The organism is Nocardia sp. N2S4-5, assembly GCF_044628355.1.
GTDB classification, from domain to species: Bacteria; Actinomycetota; Actinomycetes; order Mycobacteriales; family Mycobacteriaceae; genus Nocardia; species Nocardia wallacei_B.
The window spans coordinates 772,728-796,609 of the sequence record NZ_JBIUPM010000001.1; the positions used below are offsets into that span (position 1 = coordinate 772,728).

Here is a 23,882-nt window from a genome sequence, read left to right on the forward strand (position 1 = left end):
GCGTCGTAAGGAGAGAGGATCCGACGTGACGACCGACAACGATAAATACGTCCGCTACCTGAAACGCACCGCGGTCGAATTGCGCCAGCTGCGCGAGCGCAATAGGGAACTCGAGAGTGCTTGGTGTGAGCCGTTGGCGGTGGTGGGTGTGGGTTGTCGTTTTCCGGGTGGTGTGGTGTCGGGTGAGGGTTTGTGGGGTGTGGTGTCGGGTGGCCGGGATGTGGTGGGTGGTTTTCCGGTGGATCGGGGGTGGGGTGTGGTGGGTGGTTCGGGGGTGGGGTGTGGGGGTTTTGTGGAGGGGGTGGGTGGTTTTGATGCGGGGTTTTTTGGTGTGTCGCCGCGGGAGGCGGTGGGGTTGGATCCGCAGCAGCGGTTGGTGTTGGAGGTGGGGTGGGAGGCGTTGGAGGTGGGTGGTTTTGATCCGTGGGGTTTGCGGGGTGGTGGTGTGGGTGTGTTTGCGGGGGTGATGTATCACGATTATGGGTTGGTGGGTCAGGCGGGGTCGTTGGTGTCGGGTCGGTTGGCGTATGTGTTGGGGTTGCGGGGTCCGGCGGTGTCGGTGGATACGGCGTGTTCGTCGTCGTTGGTGGCGTTGCATGAGGCGGGGTTGTCGTTGCGGGTGGGGGAGTGTTCGTTGGCGTTGGTGGTGGGGGTGACGGTGTTGGCGACGCCGGAGGTGTTTGTGGAGTTTTCGCGGTTGGGGGGTTTGGCGTCGGATGGGCGGTGTAAGTCGTTTGGGGCGGGGGCGGATGGTGTGGGTTGGGGTGAGGGTGTGGGTGTTCTTGTGGTGGAGAAGCTTTCGGATGCTGTTCGTAATGATCATGAGGTTTTTGCGGTGGTGCGGGGTTCGGCGGTGAATCAGGATGGTGCGTCGAATGGTGTGACGGCGCCGAACGGACCAGCACAGCAACAGGTAATTCGCGCGGCTCTCGCGAACGCGGGACTTTCCGTCTCGGATATCGATGTCGTGGAAGGCCACGGCACCGGAACCACGCTCGGCGACCCGATCGAAGCCGATGCCATTCTCGCGACATATGGACAGCGGGATTTCTCGGGCGAGCCCTTGTGGCTGGGTTCGGTGAAATCGAATATGGGTCATACACAGGCGGCGGCCGGTGTTGCGGGTGTGATCAAGATGATTCACGCGATGCGGCACGGGATTCTGCCGAAGACGTTGCATGTGGACGAGCCGACGCCGCATGTGGATTGGTCGTCGGGTCATGTGCGCCTGTTGACCGAGCAGCGGCCGTGGCCGGATCTGGGGCGTCCGCGGCGGGCGGCGGTCTCGTCGTTCGGAATTTCGGGCACCAACGCCCACGTCATTCTGGAGGAGCCGCCGCGCCCCGAGCGGCCGCCGCGCCCCGCCCGCCCGTCGATCGTGGCGTGGGCACTGTCGGCCCGCACCCGAAATGCGCTGTCCGAGCAGGCGTCCCGGCTGCGCGCGCACCTGCGCGACAATCCCGGCCTGGACGCCGCCGATGTCGCCGCAGCACTGGCCCGGCGCACGGCGTTCGAGCACCGCGCGGTGATCACCGGCGACAGCACGGCCGAACTGCTCGACGGCCTGACCGATCTCGACGGGCACGCCGCCACCGGCATCGCCGGGAAGACGGCGTTCGTGTTCACCGGCCAGGGCTCGCAGCGCCTCGGGATGGGACGGCAACTCCACGCCGCCCACCCGGTCTTCGCCGAAGCCTGGGACGAGGTCGAGGACGCGCTCGGCCTGCGGGTCCGCGACATCGCGTGGGGTGACCGGGCCGACGACCTCACCCGCACCCTGCACGCCCAGACGGCCTTGTTCGCGCTGCACGTCGCCGGCTTCCGACTGCTCGAATCCTGGCGCGTGCTACCGGATTTCGTGATCGGCCACTCCATCGGAGAGATCGCCGCCGCCCACGCCGCCGGAGTGCTGACCCTGTCCGACGCCGCCACCGTCGTCACGGCCCGCGCCCGGCTCATGCAGTCGCTGCCGTCCGGCGGCGCCATGCTCGCCGTGCACGCCGCCGAGCAGGATGTGGCGCCGCTGCTGGCCGAGGACGTGGAGATCGCCGCGGTCAACGGCCCCGGCGCGACCGTCGTCGCCGGACCGGTCGACGCGGTCGGCAGGCTGGAAAAGCGTGCGGGCACAGCCGGTTACCGCACCAAGACGCTCGCGGTATCGCACGCCTTCCACTCCGCCGCCATGACACCGGTGCTCGACGAACTCCGCACCGCGCTGGCCGGTATCGTCCCCACTCCCGCGCGTATCCCGTTGGCCACCAACCTGACCGGCGAACTCGCGGGCGACGGCTACGGTACCGCCGAATACTGGGTCCGCCACGTGCGCGACACCGTCCGATTCGGCCGCGGTATCGCGACGCTCGCCGACCGGCGGGCCGCCCGCTACCTCGAGATCGGCCCGCACAGCGGGCTGACCGGCCACATCACCGAGACCGCGCCCACCGCCACCACGATCGCCCTGCTGCGACCGGACCGGCCCGAGCCGCGATCGGTACACGAGGCGCTCGGCGCGCTGCACACCTCGGGACACACTGTCGACTGGACCGCTCTCTACCCCCGCAGGCCGCACGGCACGGCGCTGCCGACCTACCCGTTCGAACACCGCACCTACTGGCAGGCCCGGCCGGCGACCGGCGACGCGACCGGACACGGACTGCGCCCCATCGACCACCCGCTGCTGTCGGCCGCACTCGACGAACCGGGCACCACCGAGGTCCGGCTGACCGGGCGGCTCTCGCTGGCAACCCACCCGTGGCTGGCCGACCACGCGATCCTCGGCCGGCCGCTGCTGCCGGGCACCGCCTTCGTGGAAATGGCCCTGCGCGCCGCGGACGAGGTGGGCTGCACCACCATCCGGGAACTGACCCTGCACGCGCCGCTGCCGATCCCGCCCGACGCCGCCGTCCGGCTGCACGTGCTCGTACGCGACACGGCCGCGGGCGAACGGTCGGTGCGGATCGCCTCGTGCCGCGACGACGCGGACGACTGGACGACGCATGCCGAAGGCACCCTGGCCGCGACGAATACGTCTGTCCCGCCGCCGGATTCGACACCATGGCCACCGTCCGGCGCCGCGCCGGTGGACCTCGGCAACGCCTACGACGACCTGGCCGCACTAGGCTACGACTACGGTCCGGCCTTCCGCGGTGTCCGCGCGGCCTGGCGGCACGGGGAGCGCTCCTTCGCCGAAGTGGCGCTGCCCGGCGCGGCGGATACCGACGCGAGCGCCTATGCCGTGCACCCGGCGCTCCTCGACGCGGCCACCCATCCGGCGCTGCTGGAAGGCGGCGACCTGGTGCTGCCCTTCGCATGGACGGGCGTGACCCTGCACGCCTCGCACGCGAGCGAATTGCGAGCCACGGGAATCCGGCAGGGTCCCGGACGGATGTCGCTGCGCGCGGTGGACCCCTCCGGCAACCCGGTGCTGACAGTCGAATCCGTCATCGGACGGCCGTTCACACCGGACCAGCTGAATGCCTCGGGCCAGGTGCGGGGCGCGCTGTTCACGACCGTCTGGCAGCCCGTCCCGGCCGCCGAGGCCAACGGCGACAACCTGCGCGAATGGCCCGCCGCGGGGTCGAGCGGCGACACCGTGGTGGTTCCCGTCGCGCCCGGCGGCACGGAGACGCTGACCGGCGCCCGGCACCGGCTCGCCGATCTGCTCGAGGTAATCCAGCGGTGGTCCGCGGATCCCGATGCCGCCCGCCTGCTCGTGCTGACCCGGGGTGCGGTCGCGCGGCCCGGCGAGGACATCCACGACCTCGCCGTCGCGCCGGTGTGGGGCCTGGTGCGATCGGCTCAGGCCGAACATCCGGGCCGAATCATGCTGGCGGACACCGACGACACCGTGGACCCGGCCCGGCTGGCGGCTACCGGGGAACCGGAGATGGTCGCACGCGATGGTCAGGTGTGGGTGCCGCGGCTGTCCGCGGTACCCGGCACCGATAACGATGACACCCCGGCGGTCCCGATCGAGCGGCTCCGGACGGGCACCGTACTGATCACCGGCGGCACCGGGGTACTGGGCGCGCTCGTCGCCCGTCACCTGGTCGACGCCTACGGTGCGGGCAACGTCGTCCTGCTCGGCCGCCGGGGCGAATCCGCGCCGGGCGCCGAGGAATTGGCCGCCGACCTGACCGGCAAGGGGGCCCGCGCCCGTATCGTCTCCTGCGATGTCGCGGACCGGGACGCGCTCGCCCGGGTACTGGCCGAGATTCCCGACGACCGGCCACTCACCGGAATCGTCCATGCCGCAGGCCTTTTCGACACCGGTGTCGTCGCCGGACTCACCGCCGACCGGCTGGACGCCACGCTGCGCGCGAAAGCCGACGGGGCCTGGCATCTGCACGAACTGACCCGCGACCGCGACCTGTCGCTGTTCGTGCTGTTCTCCTCCGTCGGCGGGCTGATCCTCGCCGGTGGGCAGGCCGCCTACGCGGCGGCGAACGTCTTTCTCGACGCGCTGGCCGCGCACCGCCGTGCGCACGGGCTGGCCGCGATCTCGCTCGCGTGGGGGCCGTGGGCGGACGCCCGCATGGGCACCGAGGTGAGTGAGCAACAGGCCCAGCGCATCCGGCGGCAGGGTGTCGCGCCGCTGCCGACGGCGGCGGGGCTGCGGCTGCTCGACGCGGCGCTGGCGGCCGACGAGGCGGTCGTCGTCCCGATGGCGGTCGACCGAGCCGCGCTGCGGGCGCGTACCGGAGACCTCCCGGCGCAGCTGCGCGGTCTCACGGCGGCCCCGGCCCGCGCGGTCGCCGCCGGGCCCGACCGGGAAGCGGCCTTGCGTGAGCGACTCCGGCCGCTCACTGTCGCGCAACGGCGCCACCACCTGCGGGAGCTGGTGCGTGGAGTCGTCGCGGCGGTGCTGTCCTACCGATCGAGCGCGGAGGTGCCGGTGCTGTCCACCTTCCAGGACTTGGGATTCGACTCGCTCAGCGCCATGGAGTTCCGCGAACGGATCCGGTCCGAGACCGGGCTGCCGCTACCGGTCACCCTCGTCTTCGACCACCCCACACCCGAGGAACTGGCCGATCACCTCGTCACCGAACTCGGCCTCGGGCAGCAGGCGGCGACCGACACCGCGACCGTCGCGGTCCCGCTACCCGTATCCGATTCCGGCACAGCCGAATTCGACAGCATGGACGCCGGAGCGCTGGTCCGCCACGTTCTCGCCGGGCCGCGCCGGACGAGCGGCGGTGAGTGACGGTGCCGACCGAGGAGGAACTGCTCACCGCGCTGCGGATCGCGGTCAAGGAGAACCACGCGCTACAGCGCGAGAACGACGAATTGCGTGCGCGGCCTGCCGAACCGATCGCGGTCGTCGGCATGGCGTGCCGTTTCCCCGGCGGCATCGAGACGCCGGAACAACTGTGGGAGATGGTCGCCGAAGGGCGCGACGTGATCGGTGAGTTCCCTGCCGACCGGGGCTGGGACCCCGGGCTGTTCGATCCCGAACCGGGCCGGGCCGGGCGCACCTCCACGCGATACGGCGGCTTCCTGGCCGAAGTCGCCGAGTTCGACGCGGGCTTCTTCGGCATCGGGCCCCGCGAGGCGCGGGTCATGGATCCACAGCAGCGGCAGGTGCTCGAAGTGTCGTGGGAGGCGCTCGAGCGGTCCGGTCTGGACCCGAAGGCATTGCGCGGCACCGACACCGGAGTGTTCATCGGCTCGTTCTCCTGGGACTACCTGCCGCGCATGAGCGAGGCGCCGGCCGAGATCGCCGACTATCTGCTGACCACCAACGGGGGTTCGGTCCTGCCGGGCCGGGTGTCCTACACGCTCGGCCTGACCGGTCCCGCGATAGCCGTGGATACGGCGTGCTCCTCCTCGCTGGTGGCATTGCACGTCGCCGCGCAGTCGCTGCGCGGCGGGGAATGTTCGCTGGCCCTCGCCGGCGGCGTCACCGTGATGTCGACTCCCGGTATGCTGCTGGGCTTTTCGCGGCAGCACGGCCTGGCGCCGGACGGCCGGTGCAAATCCTTCGGCGCGGGCGCCGACGGCGTGGGCTTGTCGGAAGGCGTCGGCATCCTGGTGCTCGAGCGGCTGCGCGACGCTCACCGCCACGGACACGACGTGCTGGCGGTGCTGCGCGGCTCGGCGGTCAACCAGGACGGCGCGAGCAACGGCTTGACGGCCCCCCACGGGCCCGCGCAGCAGCGCGTGATCCGCGCGGCGCTGGCCGCGGCCCGGTTGACCGCGGCGGATATCGACGTCGTCGAGGCGCACGGCACCGGGACCACGCTCGGTGACCCGATCGAAGCGCAGGCGGTCCTGGCGACCTACGGGCGGGACCGCGCGGCGGACCGGCCGGTGTGGCTGGGGTCGATCAAGTCGAACATGGGACACACCCAAGCCGCCGCGGGCGTAGCGGGCGTGATCAAGATGATTCAGGCCATGCGGCACGGCACCCTGCCGCCGACGCTGCACGCCGACGCGCCCTCACCGCACGTCGATTGGTCGGCGGGCGCGGTCGCGCTGCCGACCCGGGCGCAGCGGTGGCACGGCGGGGACCGGCCGCGCCGGGCGGCCGTGTCCTCGTTCGGGCTGTCCGGCACCAACGCACACGTCGTGCTCGAACAGGCGCCGAACCCCGAACCCCGAACGCCGCCGGCGCCGGCCCTGCCCCGGATTCCGTGGATGCTCGCGGGCCGCACCGAGCGGGCGCTGCGCGACCGGTCCCGCCGGCTGGCGGAATACCTCGACGCCCGAACCGAACTCGCGCCGACCGATATCGGCGCGGCGCTGGCCCGGCGCTCGGCGTTCGAGCACCGCGCGGTCCTGCTCGGCACGGGGCGGGCGGAACTGCGTGCGGCGGCCACGGCGCTGGCGGCCGGTGAACGGACGGCGAATGTGGTGACGGGACAGGTGGTTCCGGGCACCACCGCGTTCGTCTTCGCCGGACAGGGCTCGCAGCGGCTCGGCATGGGGCGCGAGTTGTACGACGCCTCACCGGTTTTCGCCGCCGCGTGGGACGAGGTCGTCACGGCGCTGCGCCGCGACGCCGACATCTCGCTGGCCGAGGTCGTGTGGGGTACGGATCGGGACCTGCTCGACCGGACCGGATACGTGCAGGCCGGTTTGTTCGCCATGGCCGTCGCGCTGTACCGGCTGCTCGAATCCTGGGGAATGACACCGGATTTCGTCATGGGCCATTCGGTCGGTGAGATCGCCGCGGCTCATGTCGCCGGTGTGCTGTCGCTCGACGACGCCGTGACCCTGGTCGCCGCGCGCGGGCGGCTCATGCAGGCGCTGCCCGCGGGCGGGGCCATGGTCGCGGTGCGGGCGGCCGCGGCCGAGATCGCGCCGCACCTGACGGACGGCGTCGAGATCGCCGCGATCAACGGTCCCGACTCGGTGGTGATCTCGGGCGACTCCGGCCCGGTCGGCGATGTCGCCGCGTGGTTCGCCGCGCGCGGCCGCAAGACCTCGCGCCTGCGGGTGTCGCACGCGTTCCACTCGGCGCTGATGGAACCCATGCTCGACGAATTCGCCGCCGCGATCGCCGGAATCGCCACGACCGCCCCGCGGATTCCGATCGTGTCCACCGTGACCGGTGATATCGGCGGCGAGGGCTACGGCACCGCCGCGTACTGGGTCCGGCACGTCCGTGAGACCGTACGATTCGACGCCGCCCTGCGCACCCTCTCGTCGGCGGGCGTGACGCGGTTCGTCGAGGTCGGACCGGACGGCGGACTGTCGGCACTGATCGCCGAGGCGGTCGACGCGGCGGCCGTCGTGCCCGTGCTGCGTGCCGGGCGACCGGAAACCGATACCGTCGTCGAAGGTGCGGCGCGGGCCTTCGCGGCAGGCGCTGACCTGCGCTGGCCCCGCTATTTCTCCGCGGCGGCGTCCGTCCCGATGGACCTACCCACCTACGCGTTCCAACACCGCCGCTACTGGTGGTCGGCGGCCGGTGCGGCCGGGCCGGGGATGCGGGCGATCGAGCACCCGATGCTGTCGGCGGCACTGGACGATCCCGGAAGCGGCGCGGTGATCTACACCGGCCGGGTCGCCCCGGCGGCACAGCCCTGGCTGGCCGATCACCTGGTCTTCGGCACGGCCGTGCTGCCCGGAACGGCCCTGGTGGAGCTAGCGATTCGCGTGGGCGACGATGTGGGATACGCGGCGCTGCGGGAACTCACGCTGCACACTCCGATGCGGGTGCCCGACGAGGGGCTCGAGATCCGGGTCGTGGTCGAGGCGGAGAATGCCGACGGCCGCGTGGTGACCATTCATTCGGGTCACACGGGCGGGCGCGCGGAGTGGACGCTGCACGCACGCGGCCTGCTCGGGAAGGAACCGGGTCCGGCGGACGGCGAATTCACCCGGTGGCCGCCCGCCGGGGCCGAACCGATCGACGTGGACGACTTGTACCGTGTCCTGGCCGCGCGCGGCTACGCCTACGGTGAGTCGTTCCGCGGCGTGACGGCCGCGTGGCGCCGCGGCGACGAGCGATTCGCCGATGTCGCCCTGCCCGCCGCCGCGGCCGCGGAACCCGCGGCATTCGGGCTGCACCCGGCATTGCTGGATGCGGCGCTGCACATCGGACTGGCCGCGACCGACGAGCCGCTCATGCCCTTCGCCTGGAGCGAGGTCACCTTGCACGCGGCCGGGGCGACGCGGCTGCGGGTGGCGCTGTCGGGCGAATCGTCGAAGATGACCGTGCGGATCGCGGACGCGGCGGGCCGGCCGGTGCTCACGGCGCGGTCGGTGGCGGGCCGCCCGACCGCGCTGGAGATTGCCTATTCGCCTGCCCCGGAACATGATTCGGTCTTCCGGCTGGAGTGGCTGCGCCGGCCGCTGCCACCGTCCACGCACCTGTCGATCGTGGAGTGGACGGGAGACGACGACGTGACCGCGTCCGCCGACGCGATCGTCGTCCGGTGCGTGGACCCGGCGGAACCGGACCTCGGGGCGGCGGCCGCCCGGACGGCCCGCCTGGTGCGCGCGATGCAGCGCTGGCTGTCGGCTCCCGGCCTCACCGACGCCCGCCTGCTGATCCTGACCCGCGGCGCGGTGGCCACACCCGGCGAGTCGATCTCCGATCTCGCCGGGGCCGCGGTCTGGGGCCTGGCGCGCGCCGCACGCGCCGAGAACCCCGACCGGATCGTCGTGGCCGATGTGGACACCGACGACATTGATCCGGCCGCACTGCTCGCGACGGGGGAGCCGGAGCTGGCGGTGCGCGGCGACGCGGTGTGGGTGCCGAGACTGGCCCGCGCCCCACTACCTGCCTCCGGCGGCGACCCCGTCCCGGGCACGGTGCTGATCACCGGCGGCACCGGCGGACTCGGTGCGACCGTCGCGCGCCACCTGGTGAGCGCGTCCGGCGTCCGGAACCTGTTGCTACTCAGCCGCAGTGGCCCCTCGGCGGACGGGGCGGCCGAGCTGGCCGCCGAGCTGACCGCGGCCGGTGCCACCGTGCGCATCGAGTCGTGCGACGTCGCCGACCGTGAGTCGCTGCGCAAGGCGCTCGCCACCCTCCCGGCCGACGCGCCCCTGTCGGGCGTGGTGCACACCGCGGGCGTCCTCGACGATGCGGTGGTGCAATCACTGGACGCCGAACGAATCGCGAAGGTGTTCGCGCCCAAGGTGCTCGGGGCCTGGCATCTGCACGAACTGACCGCGGACCTCGACCTGTCGCTGTTCGTCCTGTTCTCCTCGGTATCGGGCGTATTGGGCGGCCCGGGCCAGGGCAACTACGCCGCCGCCAACGCCGTCCTCGACGCGCTCGCCGAATACCGCCGCGCGCGTGGACTTCCCGGCACCTCCATCGCCTGGGGGCCTTGGGCGGGCGACGGGATGGCCGGGCGGCTGGCCGGAACGGACCGGCGGCGGATGGCACGGGCCGGACTGCTGGAAATGCCTGCCGCCCAGGCATTGTCGATCCTCGACGGCGTCATCGGGTCGGACCTGTCCGTCACGGTGGCCGCGCGACTGGACCACGCCGCGCTCGAGCGCGGCGGCTTCGTACCGCCGATCCTGGAACGCTTGGTGCGCCGGCCCGTCCGGCCCGTCGCGACCAGCGACCGGGCACCGCGCGCGTCCTTCGCCGGACTGACCGGAAAGCGGCGCTCGCAGGCCGTGCTCGACCTCGTCACCGCCGAGGCCGCGACCATTCTCGGTTATCCCGAAGCGAGCGATATCGACCCGCACCGCCCGTTCCTCGACCTCGGATTCGACTCGCTGAGCGCGGTGGAACTGCGCAACCGCCTGCGCGCCGCGACGGGACTGTCGCTGCCGGCCACGGTCGCCTTCGATCACCCGAACTCCACCGCGATGGCCGAATTCATCACCGGCCTGCTGGGCGACACCGGCCCGGCCGCGGACGACGACGACCGGATCCGGACCGCGATCGCCGCGATCCCGCCGGCCGCGCTGCGCGCCTCGGGGCTACTCGATCGGTTGCTCGAATTGGCCGGGGACACCCCGGCGACCGAGCAGCGCACCGTGTCGAGCATTCAGGACATGAGCGAGGCCGACCTGATCCGATTGGCGCTCGGCAACACCGAATTCGAGCAGTAGCCGGAAAAGAGGGACAGCATGGCGAACTCGGACAGCAGAATCGTCGAAGCGCTGCGCAAATCATTGCTCGAGGTCGAGCAGCTGCGTGCCGCCAATCAGGAATTGCGCGACGCTTGGTGTGAGCCGTTGGCGGTGGTGGGTGTGGGTTGTCGTTTTCCGGGTGGTGTGGTGTCGGGTGAGGGTTTGTGGGGTGTGGTGTCGGGTGGCCGGGATGTGGTGGGTGGTTTTCCGGTGGATCGGGGGTGGGGTGTGGTGGGTGGTTCGGGGGTGGGGTGTGGGGGTTTTGTGGAGGGGGTGGGTGGTTTTGATGCGGGGTTTTTTGGTGTGTCGCCGCGGGAGGCGGTGGGGTTGGATCCGCAGCAGCGGTTGGTGTTGGAGGTGGGGTGGGAGGCGTTGGAGGTGGGTGGTTTTGATCCGTGGGGTTTGCGGGGTGGTGGTGTGGGTGTGTTTGCGGGGGTGATGTATCACGATTATGGGTTGGTGGGTCAGGCGGGGTCGTTGGTGTCGGGTCGGTTGGCGTATGTGTTGGGGTTGCGGGGTCCGGCGGTGTCGGTGGATACGGCGTGTTCGTCGTCGTTGGTGGCGTTGCATGAGGCGGGGTTGTCGTTGCGGGTGGGGGAGTGTTCGTTGGCGTTGGTGGTGGGGGTGACGGTGTTGGCGACGCCGGAGGTGTTTGTGGAGTTTTCGCGGTTGGGGGGTTTGGCGTCGGATGGGCGGTGTAAGTCGTTTGGGGCGGGGGCGGATGGTGTGGGTTGGGGTGAGGGTGTGGGTGTTCTTGTGGTGGAGAAGCTTTCGGATGCTGTTCGTAATGAGCATGAGGTTTTTGCGGTGGTGCGGGGTTCGGCGGTGAATCAGGATGGTGCGTCGAATGGTGTGACGGCGCCGAACGGACCAGCACAGCAGCGTGTTATCCGGGCGGCATTGGCGAACGCGGGCTTATCGGTGAGCGATATCGATGTGCTGGAGGCGCACGGCACCGGTACGAGGCTCGGCGATCCCATCGAGGCGCAGGCGGCACTGGCGACCTACGGTCAGCGCGACCGCGACGGCGAACCGCTGTGGCTCGGTTCGGTGAAATCCAATATCGGGCATACGCAAGCCGCCGCGGGAATGGCGGGCGTGATCAAGATGATTCACGCTATGCGGCACGGGATATTGCCGAAGACGTTGCATGTGGACGAGCCGACGCCGCATGTGGATTGGTCGTCGGGTCATGTGCGCCTGCTGACCGAGCAGCGGCCGTGGCCGGACCTGGGGCGTCCGCGGCGGGCGGCGGTGTCGTCGTTCGGGATATCGGGCACCAACGCCCACGTGATTCTCGAAGAACCTCCCGCGCGGCCGGAGAAGCCGCGCTTTACCCCGCCCGTCCGCCGAGCTGTCACCGCGGATGGTGAGACCGAAACTCCTGCGCCGCAGGTTATTCCGTGGGTTGTCTCGGCGCGCTCGCGGGCGGCATTGTCGGCCCAGTGCGAACGATTGCGTGAGTTCGTCGATGAGCGGCCCGAACTGGATGTGGCCGACGTCGGCGTATCCCTGGCGCGGCGGACCGTGTTCGAGTACCGGACGGTGGTGTGCGGAACGGACCGCGAGTCGTTGCTGGCGGGGTTGCGGACCGCCGGGGCGCAGACGCCCGCCTCGGCCTCGGTGCGCGCCGCGTTCGTGTTCCCTGGCCAGGGCGCGCAGTGGCCGGGGATGGGCCGTGAACTGTACGAACGGTACCCGGTCTTCGCCGCCGCGTGGGATGCCATAACAGAGCAGTTCGGGTTTCCATTGCGAGATACGGTGTGGGGCAACGACTCCGAGGTGCTCGCGCGGACGGAGAACGCTCAGGCGGGTCTCTTCGCGATCGAAGTGGCACTGTTCCGGCTGCTCGAATCGTGGGGCATGGTCCCCGACGCCGTGGCCGGGCATTCGGTCGGTGAGATCGCCGCCGCGCACGTCGCGGGTGTGCTGTCGCTCTCGGACGCCGTGCGGGTCGTGGCGGTACGGGCCGCGCTGATGCGGTCGCTGCCCGGCGGCGGGGCGATGGTCGCGGTACAGGCGGACGCGGACGAGGTGCGGGCGCGGCTGCGCCCCGGAGCGGAGATCGCCGCGGTGAACGGCCCGCGCTCGGTCGTGATCTCCGGCCGCGCCGAGACGGTCGAAGAGGTCGCGGCGGACTTCGCCGCGCAGGGCCGCCGGACGAAGCGGCTCACCGTCTCCCACGCTTTCCACTCCCCGCTCATCGGTCCCGTGCTCGCGGACCTCGCCGCCGAACTCCGCGGCATTTCGACCAGCGCTCCGGACATTCCGGTCGTCTCGAATCTCACGGGCGAGTTCGGTGCCGCGGATTACGGCTCGGCGGACTACTGGGTACGGCACGCCCGGCAGACGGTCCGATTCGCCGACGGCATCGCCACGCTACGCGGAAGCGGCATATCGCAGTTCGTGGAGATCGGCCCCGGCAGCGGGCTGACGGCCGCCATCGGTGAGATCGCCGCGGACGCGGTGGTCCTCGCGACCATGCGCAGAGATCGCGGCGAGCAAGAAACGCTGCTCGACGGCGTAGCGAGGGCCTTCGTCCACGGGCGCGACGTCGAGTGGCAGGCGTTGTTCCGCGAATCGGGCGCCCGCCGAATCGCGCTGCCCACCTATGCATTCCAGCATGAGCACTATTGGATTCCCGCCCGGCGCGGCGCGGCCTGGGATGTCGATGAAGCGGCGGGCCGAGCCCACGATGAGGTCGGTGCATTCGCGGCACCGGCCGGGACAGCGCCTCATCGAACGCAGGGCGCTGTCCCCGGCGACGATCAGCACGGTGAGGGCGACGATCAGCACGGTGAGTCTGGGCACGATATCCAGCTACCCGGGCCGCAGACCCCGGGCGAATCGGAACGCCCTGCCGCACAGACGGAATCGCTCTATCACGTGCGTTGGCTGCCCGTGGAATCGGAGCGACATCCGGTCGGCGACACGGGCTGGGCCGAGGATGCCGGTGAGCGCGGCGGAATCTGTGCGGATTGGGACCGGGTCCGCACCGGCGGCCCGGTGCCCGACCTGGTGGTCCTGCGGATCGACGCCGCGGCGGAGGCAGTTCCGGAGGGAATGCGCAAAGCCACCGGCCGGGTACTTGCCGTATTGCGAGCCTGGCTTACCGACGACCGATACGCGCACGCCCGCCTGCTCGTCGTCACCAGCGGCGCTATCAATGTGGCGGGAAAAGACGTCACCGACCTCGCCTCCGCGCCCGTCTGGGGCCTCGTCCGCGCCGCCCAAGCCGAACACCCCGGCCGGATCCAGCTCGCCGACACCGACGACTCGGCCGACCTCACCGACCTGGTTCCGCCCGACGAGCCGGAACTCGCACTCCGCGACGGACAACTCCTGGTCCCCCGCTTCGCCCACGTCCCACACACCGACCCCGAGCCCACACGCCCCGACCTTGGACCCACACACCCTGAGTTGGGTTCTGCGAGTACAGCGTCCGGGTCCGGCCTGGATGTGACCGGGACCGTGCTCGTGATCGGGGGGACCACGGGATACGGTGCGCAGGTGGCGCAGCATTTGGCCGCCGCGCATGGGGCGCGGCGGCTTGTCCTGACCACCTGTGAGCCGGTTCCCGAGGAGGTCGGGAGGCCTCTGCTGGGCGACCTCGCGGACTCGGGCGCCGAGGCGCGGATCGAGGTCTGTGATCCGGCGGACCGGGATGCTTTGCGGCGCTTGCTCACTCGGCTCGTCGACGCCGGTGCGCCGCTCGGAATCGTCTACACGGCACCGTCGCCACCGCTGGCGTTGGTGCGCACCCTGACCCCCGCCCCGTTGGACGCCGCGCTGCGGGACCACGCCGGGGCCTGGCATCTGCACGAACTCACCTCGGATATGGACCTGTCGTTCTTGCTGTTGCTGTCGGCGGCGACCGGATCGGTCCTACCGGCGGCACAGGCCTGCGATGCGGCGGGGAGCGCCTTCCTCGCCGCATTGGCATCCCACCGCAGCGGGCTGGGGCTGCCCGCCACGGCGCTGGCATGGGGGCCGTGGGCCGAACTCGGAGTCGGCGCCCTGACCACCGACTTGCAGATGGAACGCTTACGGCGGCAGGGTATTTCGCGATTGAGCGGAGAGGAGGCCCTCGGTCTGTTCGACCGTGCCGTCCGGCGCGGCGAACCGGTACTGCACCCGGTACGGATCGACGCCGCCGTCCTGGCCGACCGCACCGACTATCGCCCCGCACTGCTCCGGCAGCTCGTCGCCGACGCCGTGCGTGCGAGACCGGAACCGGAATCCGCGCGAGACCTCGCCCATGCCGGGCCGGACGGGCGGCGGGACATCGCCGCGGAGGTGCGGGCCGTCGTCGCCGCCGCACTCGGGCACCGGGATCCCGGCGCGGTCGAGCCGGATCGCCCCTTCCTCGAACTCGGGGTGGAATCGCTGAGTGTCATGGACATTCAGGCCGGGGTGCGCCGGACGAGCGGAATACGGCTGTCGCCCATGGAAATCCTGGATTCCGGCTCGGTCACCGGTCTCGCGGGCGTGATCATGTCGCGCCTGGCGCAACCGGACACGTCGAACACCGATGCCGAGGCCTCCGTCGCCGCGGACCTCGGTGTCGCCGAACTGTTCCGGGCCGCCGTCCGGACCCGCACCGTGGACCGGGGACTGGCACTGATCAGCGCGGCGGCGGACCTGCGCCCGACCTTCGACGCCGCGGGACCGCCGCCCACACCGCTCACGCTCTCCCAGGGCCAGGCCGACCCGCTGCTGGTGTGCGTCAGCGCGCCGATTATCACCGGCGGCATCCATCAATACGTGCGTATCGCCAAGCAATTCGAGGGCCGGACACCCGTGAGCGGAGTGCCGTTGGCCGGGTTCGGTGCGGGCGAACCCCTGCCCGCCACCCCCTCGGCCGCGGTCACCTGGCTGTGTGACGCGGTGGAACACGCGGCGGGAGGACGGCCGATCGTGCTCGTCGGCTACTCCTCGGGCGGCGTCCTGGCACATGCCGTCGCCGGAGAATTTGCCGCCCGGCGCCCAGGCGAGTTGCGCGGGCTGGTGATGCTCGACAGCTTCCGGCCGGACGCGGCGGGCTGGGGCGCCCCGATGGAACCGTTGTTCGCGGGCATGCTCGACGGCGAGGACGGAACGGGCGACAGCGGTCTCGCGGTGAAGCTCACCGCCATGGCGATGTGGGGCCGCCACTTACGCGCGCTGCCGCTGAACCCGCTGCCGCTGCCCGTGCTGTTCGTCCGCTGCACGGAGAACTACCGCCCGCCCGGCGGCGACCTCCCGGAGTTCCCGCTCGCTTCCCCGTGGCAGCCCGAACACACCGTGCGCGAGGTCGGCTACGACCATTTCACCCTGCTCACCGACGGCGCGGCCGACGTCGCCCGCCACATCGCGACGTGGCTCGCGCAGCACTGACACGGATCGGATTTCGGCATGGGATTGTTCCGCGACATCACCTCCACCTACAGCGGCTTCGAATCGTGGTTCTACGACCGGACGGTGGCCGGCAGCGTGCTGGCCAGCCAGGCCGGTCTCGTCGACAGCCTGCTCGCGGACGTCGCCATCGGCGGCTCGGTCCTCGACGTCGGCTGCGGCGGTGGGCATCTGGCGCTCGCGGTCGCCGAACGCGCCGACGACGTGTCGGTCGTGGGGGTGGACCTCTCGGCGGATCAAGTGGAACGGGCCACCCAGCGGGCGGCCCGGCTCCGTGACCGCGTGACATTTCGCGTGGCCTCCGCGACGGACCTGCCGTTCGCCGACGATCGCTTCTCGACGGTCGTCAGCGTCGGCTCGATCAAACACTGGCCCGACCGGGCCGCGGGAATGGCGGAGCTGGTGCGGGTCCTGCGGCCGGGCGGGCGGCTCACGGTCCTCGAGATCGACCGGGGCTGCACCTTCGAGGCCGCACAGGGTTTCGTCGCGCGCATGAACGCGCCCAAGCTCGCGCGGGGCCCGTTGCTGTGGCATTTCCGGACCTATGTCGCGGGCCAGGGACTGGAACTGGACGAAGCCCGCGCGATGGTGCGGAACCTGCCGCTGCACGATGTCAGCGTGTCGCGCATCCCGCAGGATCCGACCCTGCTCGTGGTGGGGAGAAAGGCCGCGGCGTGAAACCGGCGAAGCGACCCTCCGCGGCCGGAGGGTCGTCGCCGTCGCGGCTAGGACGTCGCGGCCACGGGCGTGCGGTCGGCCGCCGTCTTGGGCTCGTGCACCACCTCGTCCTCGGTGAGTTCCCGGGTCCAGCAGGCGAATTCGAGTAGAACCCCGTCCGGGTCGCGGAAGTAGAACGAGCGGCAGTACACGCCGGGGTGCAGTTGCTCCGCCTCCTGGGTCTCGCTGTCGTCGTGATTGCGGATCGGCCCGACGCCGACCCCCTTGGCCTTGAGCCGCTCGTAGTACTCGTCGAACTTCTCCGGCGGCACATCGAAGGCGATGTGGTTGAGCGAGCTGACGGCGGCGTTCCACTGCGGCGCCTCGGACTCCTGGTCGCCCGGCGGCGGATTGAAATTGCCGGGCCGGCCGTCGGTCCGGTTGGCCAGCCAGAAGATCGTCAGCGACGCGCCGTTGCCGACGTCGAAGACGAACTGCTGCCCGCCGCCGGGCCGTTTGGGCAGGTCCACCGTCTTGATCAGGGGCATCCCCAGGATGTCGCGATAGAACTCGACGGTGCGCTTCATGTCGTCGCACAGCAGCGACACATGATTGAACCCGCCGAAGCTGAATTCATTGTTTGTCCGCCTGGTCATGACCACCTCCGGCTATTGTCTGACACCGAGGCCCATAGTAGCTTGAATTGTCGAGCATTGATGGCCGATCGGATGCCCGACGAAACACGCTGTGGTGCAACGGTTCACACGCCACATGTGTCGATCGCGCTGGTGACGAGCCCGGGTTGGAGGGACATTTCCGTGAATGGTACGAGCCGATCCGGAACATTGCAGGTGCCCGGCGCGGGATTGTTCTACGAGGTCTCCGGCGCCGGGCCGCTGCTGCTCATCTCCGACAACGGCGGCGGGGAGTCGCGCCGCCGCGCGGACGCGATCGCCGAACTCGGCGAGACGTTCACGGTGATCACCTACGACCGCCGCGGCTTCCACCGCAGCCCGCTCACCGCAGACCCGGGCGGGCTGGTCTCGCACCACACCCACGCCGACGACGCGCACATGCTGCTCACCGCGCTGGGCGGACGTCCGGCGACCGTATTCGGCGTCGGCCTCGGCGTCGTGACGGCGCTGCTGCTGGCGGCGCGGCATCCGGAACAGGTCGCCGGCGTGGTCGCGCACACCCCGCACGCCCCCTTCCTGCTGCCCGAACCCGAACGGGGGCGGCACGTTCGCGAATTCCTGGACCTCGCGCACACCTATCGGACGGCCGGGCTGGTCCAGACGATCGTGCGCACCGGGGAGTTCCTCGGCATCGATGTCGCCGACCAGCGCCGCGGCGCGGAAAGCGGCAAGCGGGGACCGGGCGGCGGCCAGACGGCCAAACTCAACCTGAAGTCCCAGGTGATGTCGGCCGAGCGCACCCGCAACTTCGAATGGTTGTACGTCAACGAGATCCCGGCCGCCTGCGAGACCGCCCTGGAACCGGGCGAGCTGTCCGCGTCCGGGGTGGAATTCATTGCGGCCGTGGGTGAATCGACGCCACCGCAGATGTTCGGCAGCCGCTGCGCGCACGCCCTGGCCGATCTCGTCGGCGGCGAGGTGTTCGTGTTCGACGGCGGCTACAACCCGCACATCACCCACCCGGTGGAGTTCGCCGGGCAACTGCGCGCGCTGCTGCGCCGGCAGCCCGCCTGACAGCTCGCCGGGCGCATTGTCGGAACATTGCCGAAGAATGCTCTGACAAAGCGCGGAAAAATTGGATATCGTCGAGACCGGACGTTCGTTCATCCGCCGCCGCGCGGAACCTGCTGGGAGACAGCGGTATCGGATCGGAAACAGGAGACAGCGATGACCGACACGACTTCCTACCAGGCCCACATGGACGAACTGCGCGAGATCGTGTGCGACGTCCTCGAGCTGGAACCCGACGAACTCACCGACGACAGCCTCTTCGTGGAGGACCACGAGGCCGATTCGCTGCGCGCCATCGAGATCCTGGCCCGCCTGGAGAAGACCTACAAGGTGGAGATACCGCAGTCGGAGCTGGCGAAGATGGTCAACATGAAGGCCGTCCACGACGTGGTGGCCGAACACGCGGGATGGCGTTGATGCCGCGTGTGCTGATCGTCGGCGGCGGGCTGGCCGGCCTGTCGGCGGCATTGTTCCTGAACTGGTACGGCGCGGAGGCGGTACTGGTGGAACGCCGCCGGGAGACCTCGACACTGCCCAAGGCGCGGCGGATCAATGTCCGCACCGTCGAGATCTTCCGTCAGATCGGGATAGCCGAACGCGTCCTGGCGGCCTCTCGGACAGTGACGTTCCGGGGCGGCGGGCAACTCGCGTCGGCAGGTCCCTCGCTCGTCGCGGCGAAACCTCTCGACCTGCCGCGCCCGCCCGGCCCGGCGCCGTCGGCCGTCACACCCGTGCAGACCTGCCTGTGCGCGCAGGACCTGCTCGAGCCGGTGCTGCGCGAGATCGCGGCGGAGCGTGGCGTCGAACTGCGCTTCGGCGTCGAATGCGACGACTGGTCCGAGGGCGCGGACGGCATCACGGCCACCGTGCGGGCGGCCGCCGGTGGCATGGAGACGATCCGGGCCGACTACCTCATCGCCGCCGACGGGGCGCACAGCGCGATCCGAGAGCGGCTCGGCATCGCCCGCAGCGGCCGCGGGGCTATGGAGACACTGGTCAACATCGAATTCCACGCCGACCTCGCCGCGCTGGTCGACGACCGGGAGAACCGCATTTTCCAGATCGACAACGAGCAGGTCGCCGGGGGACTGGCCGGCGCGGGCGGCGGGCGCTGGTTCTTCACCACCGCCGGGTATGCCGACCGCTCGGAACGGGAATGGGCTGACGCGATGCGGGCCGCGATCGGCGTCCCCGACATCGAGGTCCGGGTGGCACGGGTCATGGAATGGACACCGGGAATGTTCATTGCCGACCGATTCGGCGCGGGGCGGGTCTTCCTGGTCGGCGACGCGGCACACGTGATGCCGCCGTACGCCGCGCTGGGCGCGAACACCGGCATCCAGGCCGCGCACAATCTGGCGTGGAAGCTGGCCGACGTGCTGTGCGGCGCCGCCTCGGCGCGCCTGCTCGACACCTACCACGACGAACGACATCCGGTGGGCTGGTTCACCGCCGATCAGTCCAGTCTGCGCAGCGCCGCGGATCTGCGCCGCAAGTACGGCACCTCGCCCGACGGCACGGCGCTGGCCGATCCGACGGTGCTGATCCTCGGCGCCCAGTACCGATCCGCGGCGGTCATCGACGATGGAAGTAGTGCCCCCACAGACTATTTCGCGCTGTCCGGCCAGCCCGGCACCCGGCTCCCGCACCGGCCGCTGGATCACGACCGTTCGACCCTCGACCTGATCGGTCCCGATTTCGCACTGCTCACCGGACCCGATGCGGCGCACTGGAACCCGGCGGTCGACGCCGCCGCGCGACCGGGACTGCGGCTGTACAGCCTGGACACGCCGTGGGCGGAGTCGGTGGGCCTCGAGGACACCGGCGCGCTGCTGGTCCGCCCGGACCAGGTGGTGGCCTGGCGGGCCCGGCGCGCTCCGGACGACCCGGTGCGGGCGTTGCGGGAGTCGCTCGACCGTGTGCTGCTGGGATCGAGAGCCGTTGCGGTGGAGGACATATGAGCGAGAAGAACACACTCCGATTCGGCGTCAACACGGTGTGGTCGGGCGACCGCACCGCATTCGTCGAGGAATCGCGGCGCGCGGAGAAACTCGGCTTCGACGTCATCGGGCTCGCCGACCATCTCGGATACCCGGCCCCGTTCCCGGCGCTGGTCCTGGCCGCCGAGGCGACCGAACACGTGCTGGTCAACACGTTCGTGCTGAATGCCGGGTTCTACAACCCGGTGCTGCTGGCCCGCGAGGTGGCGACGGTGGATCGACTCACCGGCGGCCGCCTCGAACTGGGCATCGGCGCGGGCTACGTCGAGGCCGAATACCGCGCAGCCGCAATACGGTTCGGCACGGCGGGCGACCGCGTCCGGCACCTCGGCCGCACCGTCGCCGAACTGCGGCGGCTCTACGCCGACCCCGAATACGCGCCCCGCCCGCACCAACCGTGCCCCCGGCTGCTGATCGCGGGCGGCGGCGACCGGTTGCTGCGGCTGGCGGCCGAATACGCAGACGTGATCAGCTTCAGCGGCGCCGCCAAGGGACGCGACGGCAGCCGGATCCCGGCCGGATCGGCGCAACTGGCCGAGCGCGTGTCCTTCGTCCGGGCGGCCGCGCGCGACCGCCTGAGCGAGGTCGAACTGAACCTGCTCGTGCAGCAGGTCGCCACCGACGCGGGACCGCTGCTCGAGCGGCTGCGGCCGCGGATGCCCGGCATCACCCGCGAAACCCTCGACGACTCACCGGTTTTCCTGCTCGGCACCCCGCGCGATATCGCCGACCAGATCGCGGAACTGCACGAGCGGCTGGGCATCAGCTACTTCACCACCTTCGGCCATTCCATGGACCTGTTCGCCGAAGCCATGGAACTGCTGCGTTGACCGGACGACGGAAATACCAAGGGAGAACGGAACAGCCATGGCCGAACTGACCGCCGAAGCGGTGTGCCCGCACTGCGGAGCCGACCCGGACACCGACACGATCACCGACCTGCTCGCCACCCGCTGGATCGGCTACGCGATGACCACGGCCGCCGAACTCGGCGTCGCCGACGCGCTCGCCGACGGTCCCCGCTCGGCGGCCGCCGTCGCCGCGGCCACCGGGGCCGACGAGGTGGGCGTGACCAGCCTGCTGCGCGCGCTCGCGACCATCGGCCTGGTGCGCCAGCTCGACGACGGCGAACTGTTCGAGGCGACCGCCGCCGGCGCCACGCTGCGTGCCGACGCGCCCGGCTCGCTCCGGGACGCCGTACTCGTCTCCGGCGGTGAACGTTTCCTGCACGGCTGGATGCGGCTCACCGAGCGCGTCCGGGCCGGGCGCGCGCCGATCAGCGAGCAGGAGCGGGTGGACGATCCCTTCGACCGCCTGGCCACGCTGCCCGAGGCACAGGACCGGTTCCACACCGCCATGGCCGACGCGACCGCTGCGGTCGCACAGGCCGTCGCCGACGCCTACGACTACACCGGGATCGGCAGCATCGTGGACGTCGGCGGCGGATACGGCACGCTGCTGCCGCCGATCCTGCGCCGCTACCCGGACATGACCGGAGTGGTCTTCGACCGGCCCTATTGCCGGGCGGGCGCGGACCGTGTCATCGCCGACGCCGGTCTGGCCGACCGGTACCGCTTCGCGGGCGGCAGCTTCTTCAGCGATCCGCTGCCGCCGGCGGCCGACGCCTACGTGCTCAAGAGCGTGCTGCACGACTGGGACGACGACCGGGCGGTGGAGATCCTGCGCCGCTGCCGCGCGGCGATGGGTGCGCGGTCGCGCTTGCTCGTCGTCGAGGTCGTGATGCCCGACCGCACCGAATCGACCCGCGAACACCGGCAGAAGATCTGGGCGGATCTGACCATGTTCGTCGCCTCCGGGCGCGGCGAGCGCACCGAACGCCGCTACGCGACACTGCTGGGCGCGGCCGGACTACGAATCGCACGGATCGTGCCGACCGCGACGCTGGATCGCGCCGACATCATCGAAGCGGTTCCGGCGTAGAAGGGAACACCCATGTCACGACGGATCACCGAACTGCAATCGCCGGAGATTCGGGGCTTTCTCACCGGCATCCGCTCGTCGTGGTTCCGCCTCGCCACGCTGCAGCGGTACGACTTCGATTCCGAGGCGGAGCCGATGCGGGAATACCTGCGCACCGGGCGGATCGACAATCTGCCCGACACGTTCCTGCGCGTGATCTCCGGTCACGTCGCCGAGGGGCGCGTGCTGCAGCGGGTGTTCGTCGCCCGCGAACCGCTCGGCGACTACCTGCGTTTCGCGCTGGCCGCGTTCGTCCAGTGTGTGGACGCGGGCGAGGACATCCGGGTGCTGCCGGTGCCCGACGGGCCGTGGCCCGCGGACCTGCCGGAAGGATTCGACTACTGGCTGTTCGACGATACTGCCCTGTGGTCGATGGAATTCGACGCGGACGACCGGTTCGTGGCGACGCAGGAACTCACCAACCCGGCCCTGGTCGCGCAGTGCCGGCGGTGGCGCGACCTCGCGGTGGCGCGGTCGCTGCCGCTGCGGGAGTACCTCTCGCCCGGCGCGGCCGCGGTGGGCGCGGAAACCTCAAGCGCCCCGCAGTAATTCGATGACCGGAGCGAACTCGTCCTGGTGCCGGTCGGGTACGGCGAAGTAGGAGATGCCGAACCGCTCCCGGAGGTCCTCGACCTGTTTCGCGATCTCCGGGATCGTCCCCACCAGGAGTATCGGGAGGTCGGCGAGGACCTCGGCGGGCAGCCGGAATCGCCGGGTGAGGGCGCGCAGGGCGGCGTCGCGGTCGTCGGTGACCACCACCGCGCGGAGGGTGAGATTGCGCTCGATCGCGGCCGATCGGTCGGCGGCGACGCGGTCGAAGTAGGCCACCCGCTCGGCGAAAGCGCGCTGCCCGAGCGGGCTCAGCCCGCCGGCCGACGACGGGTCGTAGCGCATGCCGAGGAAGCTCACGATATCGGCGTGGCGGGCGGCCAGTCGCAGGACGCGGTCTCCATTGCCCGCCACCAGGATCGGTACGTCCGTCCCTCCGCCGAGCGCCGTGCGGGCGGTGTCGAGGGCGCGGGCCAGATCGTCCACTCGATCCCGCGGCGAGCCGGGGTCGATGCCCGCGGCCGCGAATTCCTGTGGCAGATAACCGGTTCCGAGACCCAGTTCGAACCGTCCCGCGATGTTCCCGGCCGCCGTGGCTACCTCACGGGCCAGCAGCGCTGTCGGATACAGGCCGGTGTTGAGCACGTAGGTGCCGACGCGCAGCGGCGTGGCGGAGGCCGCGGCCACGGCGAACGGGAAGGGCGCGGGAGTCGTCAGATGGTCGGGCGCCAGCAGGATGTCGTAGCCCTGCGATGCGGCGCGAACCCCGGCCGCGACCCATTCCCGGTCCGCCGGAGCCGTCATGATGCTGATCCCGAACCTGAATGCTCGTGTCATGCCGCCGGGCCTCCCAAATCATCGAGCCGTATACGAAAATAGCTGGCCGCCAAGATATATGGCGTCCACGGTGTGGTCTGCGGTGGCGTTCGCCAGGCAGCGCAGCAATGATCGAAACAATGCACTGAAAATGTTATCCGAAGCTTGCCCCCGGCCGCCGCGCTCGCGTACTGTCATTTATCGAGCAGCTGCCCGGCCGACGGTGGTCGTGACA

Annotated in this window: 12 protein-coding genes; 10 read left to right on the forward strand and 2 right to left on the reverse strand. The window is 70.7% G+C overall.

The features are described from left to right. Positions 1 to 25: 25 nt before the first annotated feature. The 4 genes from ACFMRZ_RS03550 to ACFMRZ_RS03565 are packed head-to-tail and all read left to right on the forward strand — an operon-like array spanning position 26 to position 16,617. The gene (locus ACFMRZ_RS03550) at positions 26 to 5,203 is read left to right on the forward strand and encodes a type I polyketide synthase (RefSeq protein WP_400177890.1); all 5,178 of its coding nucleotides are present in this window, start codon (positions 26 to 28) and stop codon (positions 5,201 to 5,203) included. Continuing rightward, positions 5,200 to 10,524: a type I polyketide synthase gene (locus ACFMRZ_RS03555; protein ID WP_400177891.1), complete on the forward strand. Its 5,325-nt coding sequence runs from the start codon at positions 5,200 to 5,202 to the stop codon at positions 10,522 to 10,524. Before ACFMRZ_RS03550 ends, ACFMRZ_RS03555 begins: the two co-directional genes overlap by 4 nt. A gap of 18 nt (positions 10,525 to 10,542) precedes the next feature. Further along, complete coding sequence (locus tag ACFMRZ_RS03560) at positions 10,543 to 15,921, forward strand: acyltransferase domain-containing protein (RefSeq protein ID WP_400177892.1); 5,379 nt, start codon at positions 10,543 to 10,545, stop codon at positions 15,919 to 15,921. Positions 15,922 to 15,939: 18 nt separating this feature from the next. Next, positions 15,940 to 16,617 carry a class I SAM-dependent methyltransferase gene (locus tag ACFMRZ_RS03565; protein ID WP_280363117.1) on the forward strand — a complete coding sequence of 226 codons (678 nt, stop codon included), beginning with the start codon at positions 15,940 to 15,942 and terminating at the stop codon, positions 16,615 to 16,617. A gap of 47 nt (positions 16,618 to 16,664) precedes the next feature. Here ACFMRZ_RS03565 and ACFMRZ_RS03570 read toward each other — a convergent pair whose 3' ends face one another. Further along, the gene (locus ACFMRZ_RS03570; RefSeq protein ID WP_400177893.1) at positions 16,665 to 17,258 is read right to left on the reverse strand and encodes a VOC family protein; all 594 of its coding nucleotides are present in this window, start codon (positions 17,256 to 17,258) and stop codon (positions 16,665 to 16,667) included. Between the two features lie 156 nt (positions 17,259 to 17,414). Between ACFMRZ_RS03570 and ACFMRZ_RS03575 the strand changes: the two genes are divergently transcribed. The 6 genes from ACFMRZ_RS03575 (at position 17,415) to ACFMRZ_RS03600 (ending at position 22,831) form a co-directional block, all read left to right on the forward strand. After that, positions 17,415 to 18,305 carry an alpha/beta fold hydrolase gene (locus tag ACFMRZ_RS03575; protein WP_400177894.1) on the forward strand — a complete coding sequence of 297 codons (891 nt, stop codon included), beginning with the start codon at positions 17,415 to 17,417 and terminating at the stop codon, positions 18,303 to 18,305. A 153-nt stretch (positions 18,306 to 18,458) separates the two neighbouring features. Beyond that, positions 18,459 to 18,719, forward strand: a complete 261-nt coding sequence (locus ACFMRZ_RS03580) for an acyl carrier protein (RefSeq protein WP_280272995.1) — start codon at positions 18,459 to 18,461, stop codon at positions 18,717 to 18,719. Beyond that, positions 18,719 to 20,263 (forward strand): FAD-dependent monooxygenase, encoded by a 1,545-nt coding sequence (locus tag ACFMRZ_RS03585; RefSeq protein ID WP_400177895.1) that lies wholly within the window; start codon positions 18,719 to 18,721, stop codon positions 20,261 to 20,263. Before ACFMRZ_RS03580 ends, ACFMRZ_RS03585 begins: the two co-directional genes overlap by 1 nt. Then, positions 20,260 to 21,132, forward strand: a complete 873-nt coding sequence (locus ACFMRZ_RS03590) for a TIGR03621 family F420-dependent LLM class oxidoreductase (RefSeq protein WP_400177896.1) — start codon at positions 20,260 to 20,262, stop codon at positions 21,130 to 21,132. The genes ACFMRZ_RS03585 and ACFMRZ_RS03590 overlap by 4 nt, the downstream gene beginning before the upstream one ends. A 37-nt stretch (positions 21,133 to 21,169) precedes the next feature. Further along, positions 21,170 to 22,243 (forward strand): methyltransferase, encoded by a 1,074-nt coding sequence (locus tag ACFMRZ_RS03595; protein WP_400177897.1) that lies wholly within the window; start codon positions 21,170 to 21,172, stop codon positions 22,241 to 22,243. Positions 22,244 to 22,255: 12 nt separating this feature from the next. After that, a complete protein-coding gene (locus tag ACFMRZ_RS03600; protein ID WP_280363105.1) occupies positions 22,256 to 22,831 on the forward strand; it encodes a DUF6879 family protein in 576 nt (191 codons plus the stop codon). Here ACFMRZ_RS03600 and ACFMRZ_RS03605 read toward each other — a convergent pair. Next, complete coding sequence (locus ACFMRZ_RS03605) at positions 22,814 to 23,635, reverse strand: TIGR03621 family F420-dependent LLM class oxidoreductase (RefSeq protein ID WP_400177898.1); 822 nt, start codon at positions 23,633 to 23,635, stop codon at positions 22,814 to 22,816. The two genes, ACFMRZ_RS03600 and ACFMRZ_RS03605, sit on opposite strands and share 18 nt — an antisense overlap. Between the last annotated feature and the right edge of the window lie 247 nt (positions 23,636 to 23,882).

Bases quoted from the DNA above. Each gene is read 5' to 3' on its own strand.
- ACFMRZ_RS03605 (WP_400177898.1), bottom strand. From the start codon at position 23,635: ATGACGGCTCCGGCGGACCGGGAATGGGTCGCGGCCGGGGTTCGCGCC.
- ACFMRZ_RS03585 (WP_400177895.1), top strand. From the start codon at position 18,719: ATGCCGCGTGTGCTGATCGTCGGCGGCGGGCTGGCCGGCCTGTCGGCG.
- ACFMRZ_RS03560 (WP_400177892.1), top strand. From the start codon at position 10,543: ATGGCGAACTCGGACAGCAGAATCGTCGAAGCGCTGCGCAAATCATTG.
- ACFMRZ_RS03600 (WP_280363105.1), top strand. From the start codon at position 22,256: ATGTCACGACGGATCACCGAACTGCAATCGCCGGAGATTCGGGGCTTT.
- ACFMRZ_RS03595 (WP_400177897.1), top strand. From the start codon at position 21,170: ATGGCCGAACTGACCGCCGAAGCGGTGTGCCCGCACTGCGGAGCCGAC.
- ACFMRZ_RS03590 (WP_400177896.1), top strand. From the start codon at position 20,260: ATGAGCGAGAAGAACACACTCCGATTCGGCGTCAACACGGTGTGGTCG.
- ACFMRZ_RS03580 (WP_280272995.1), top strand. From the start codon at position 18,459: ATGACCGACACGACTTCCTACCAGGCCCACATGGACGAACTGCGCGAG.
- ACFMRZ_RS03565 (WP_280363117.1), top strand. From the start codon at position 15,940: ATGGGATTGTTCCGCGACATCACCTCCACCTACAGCGGCTTCGAATCG.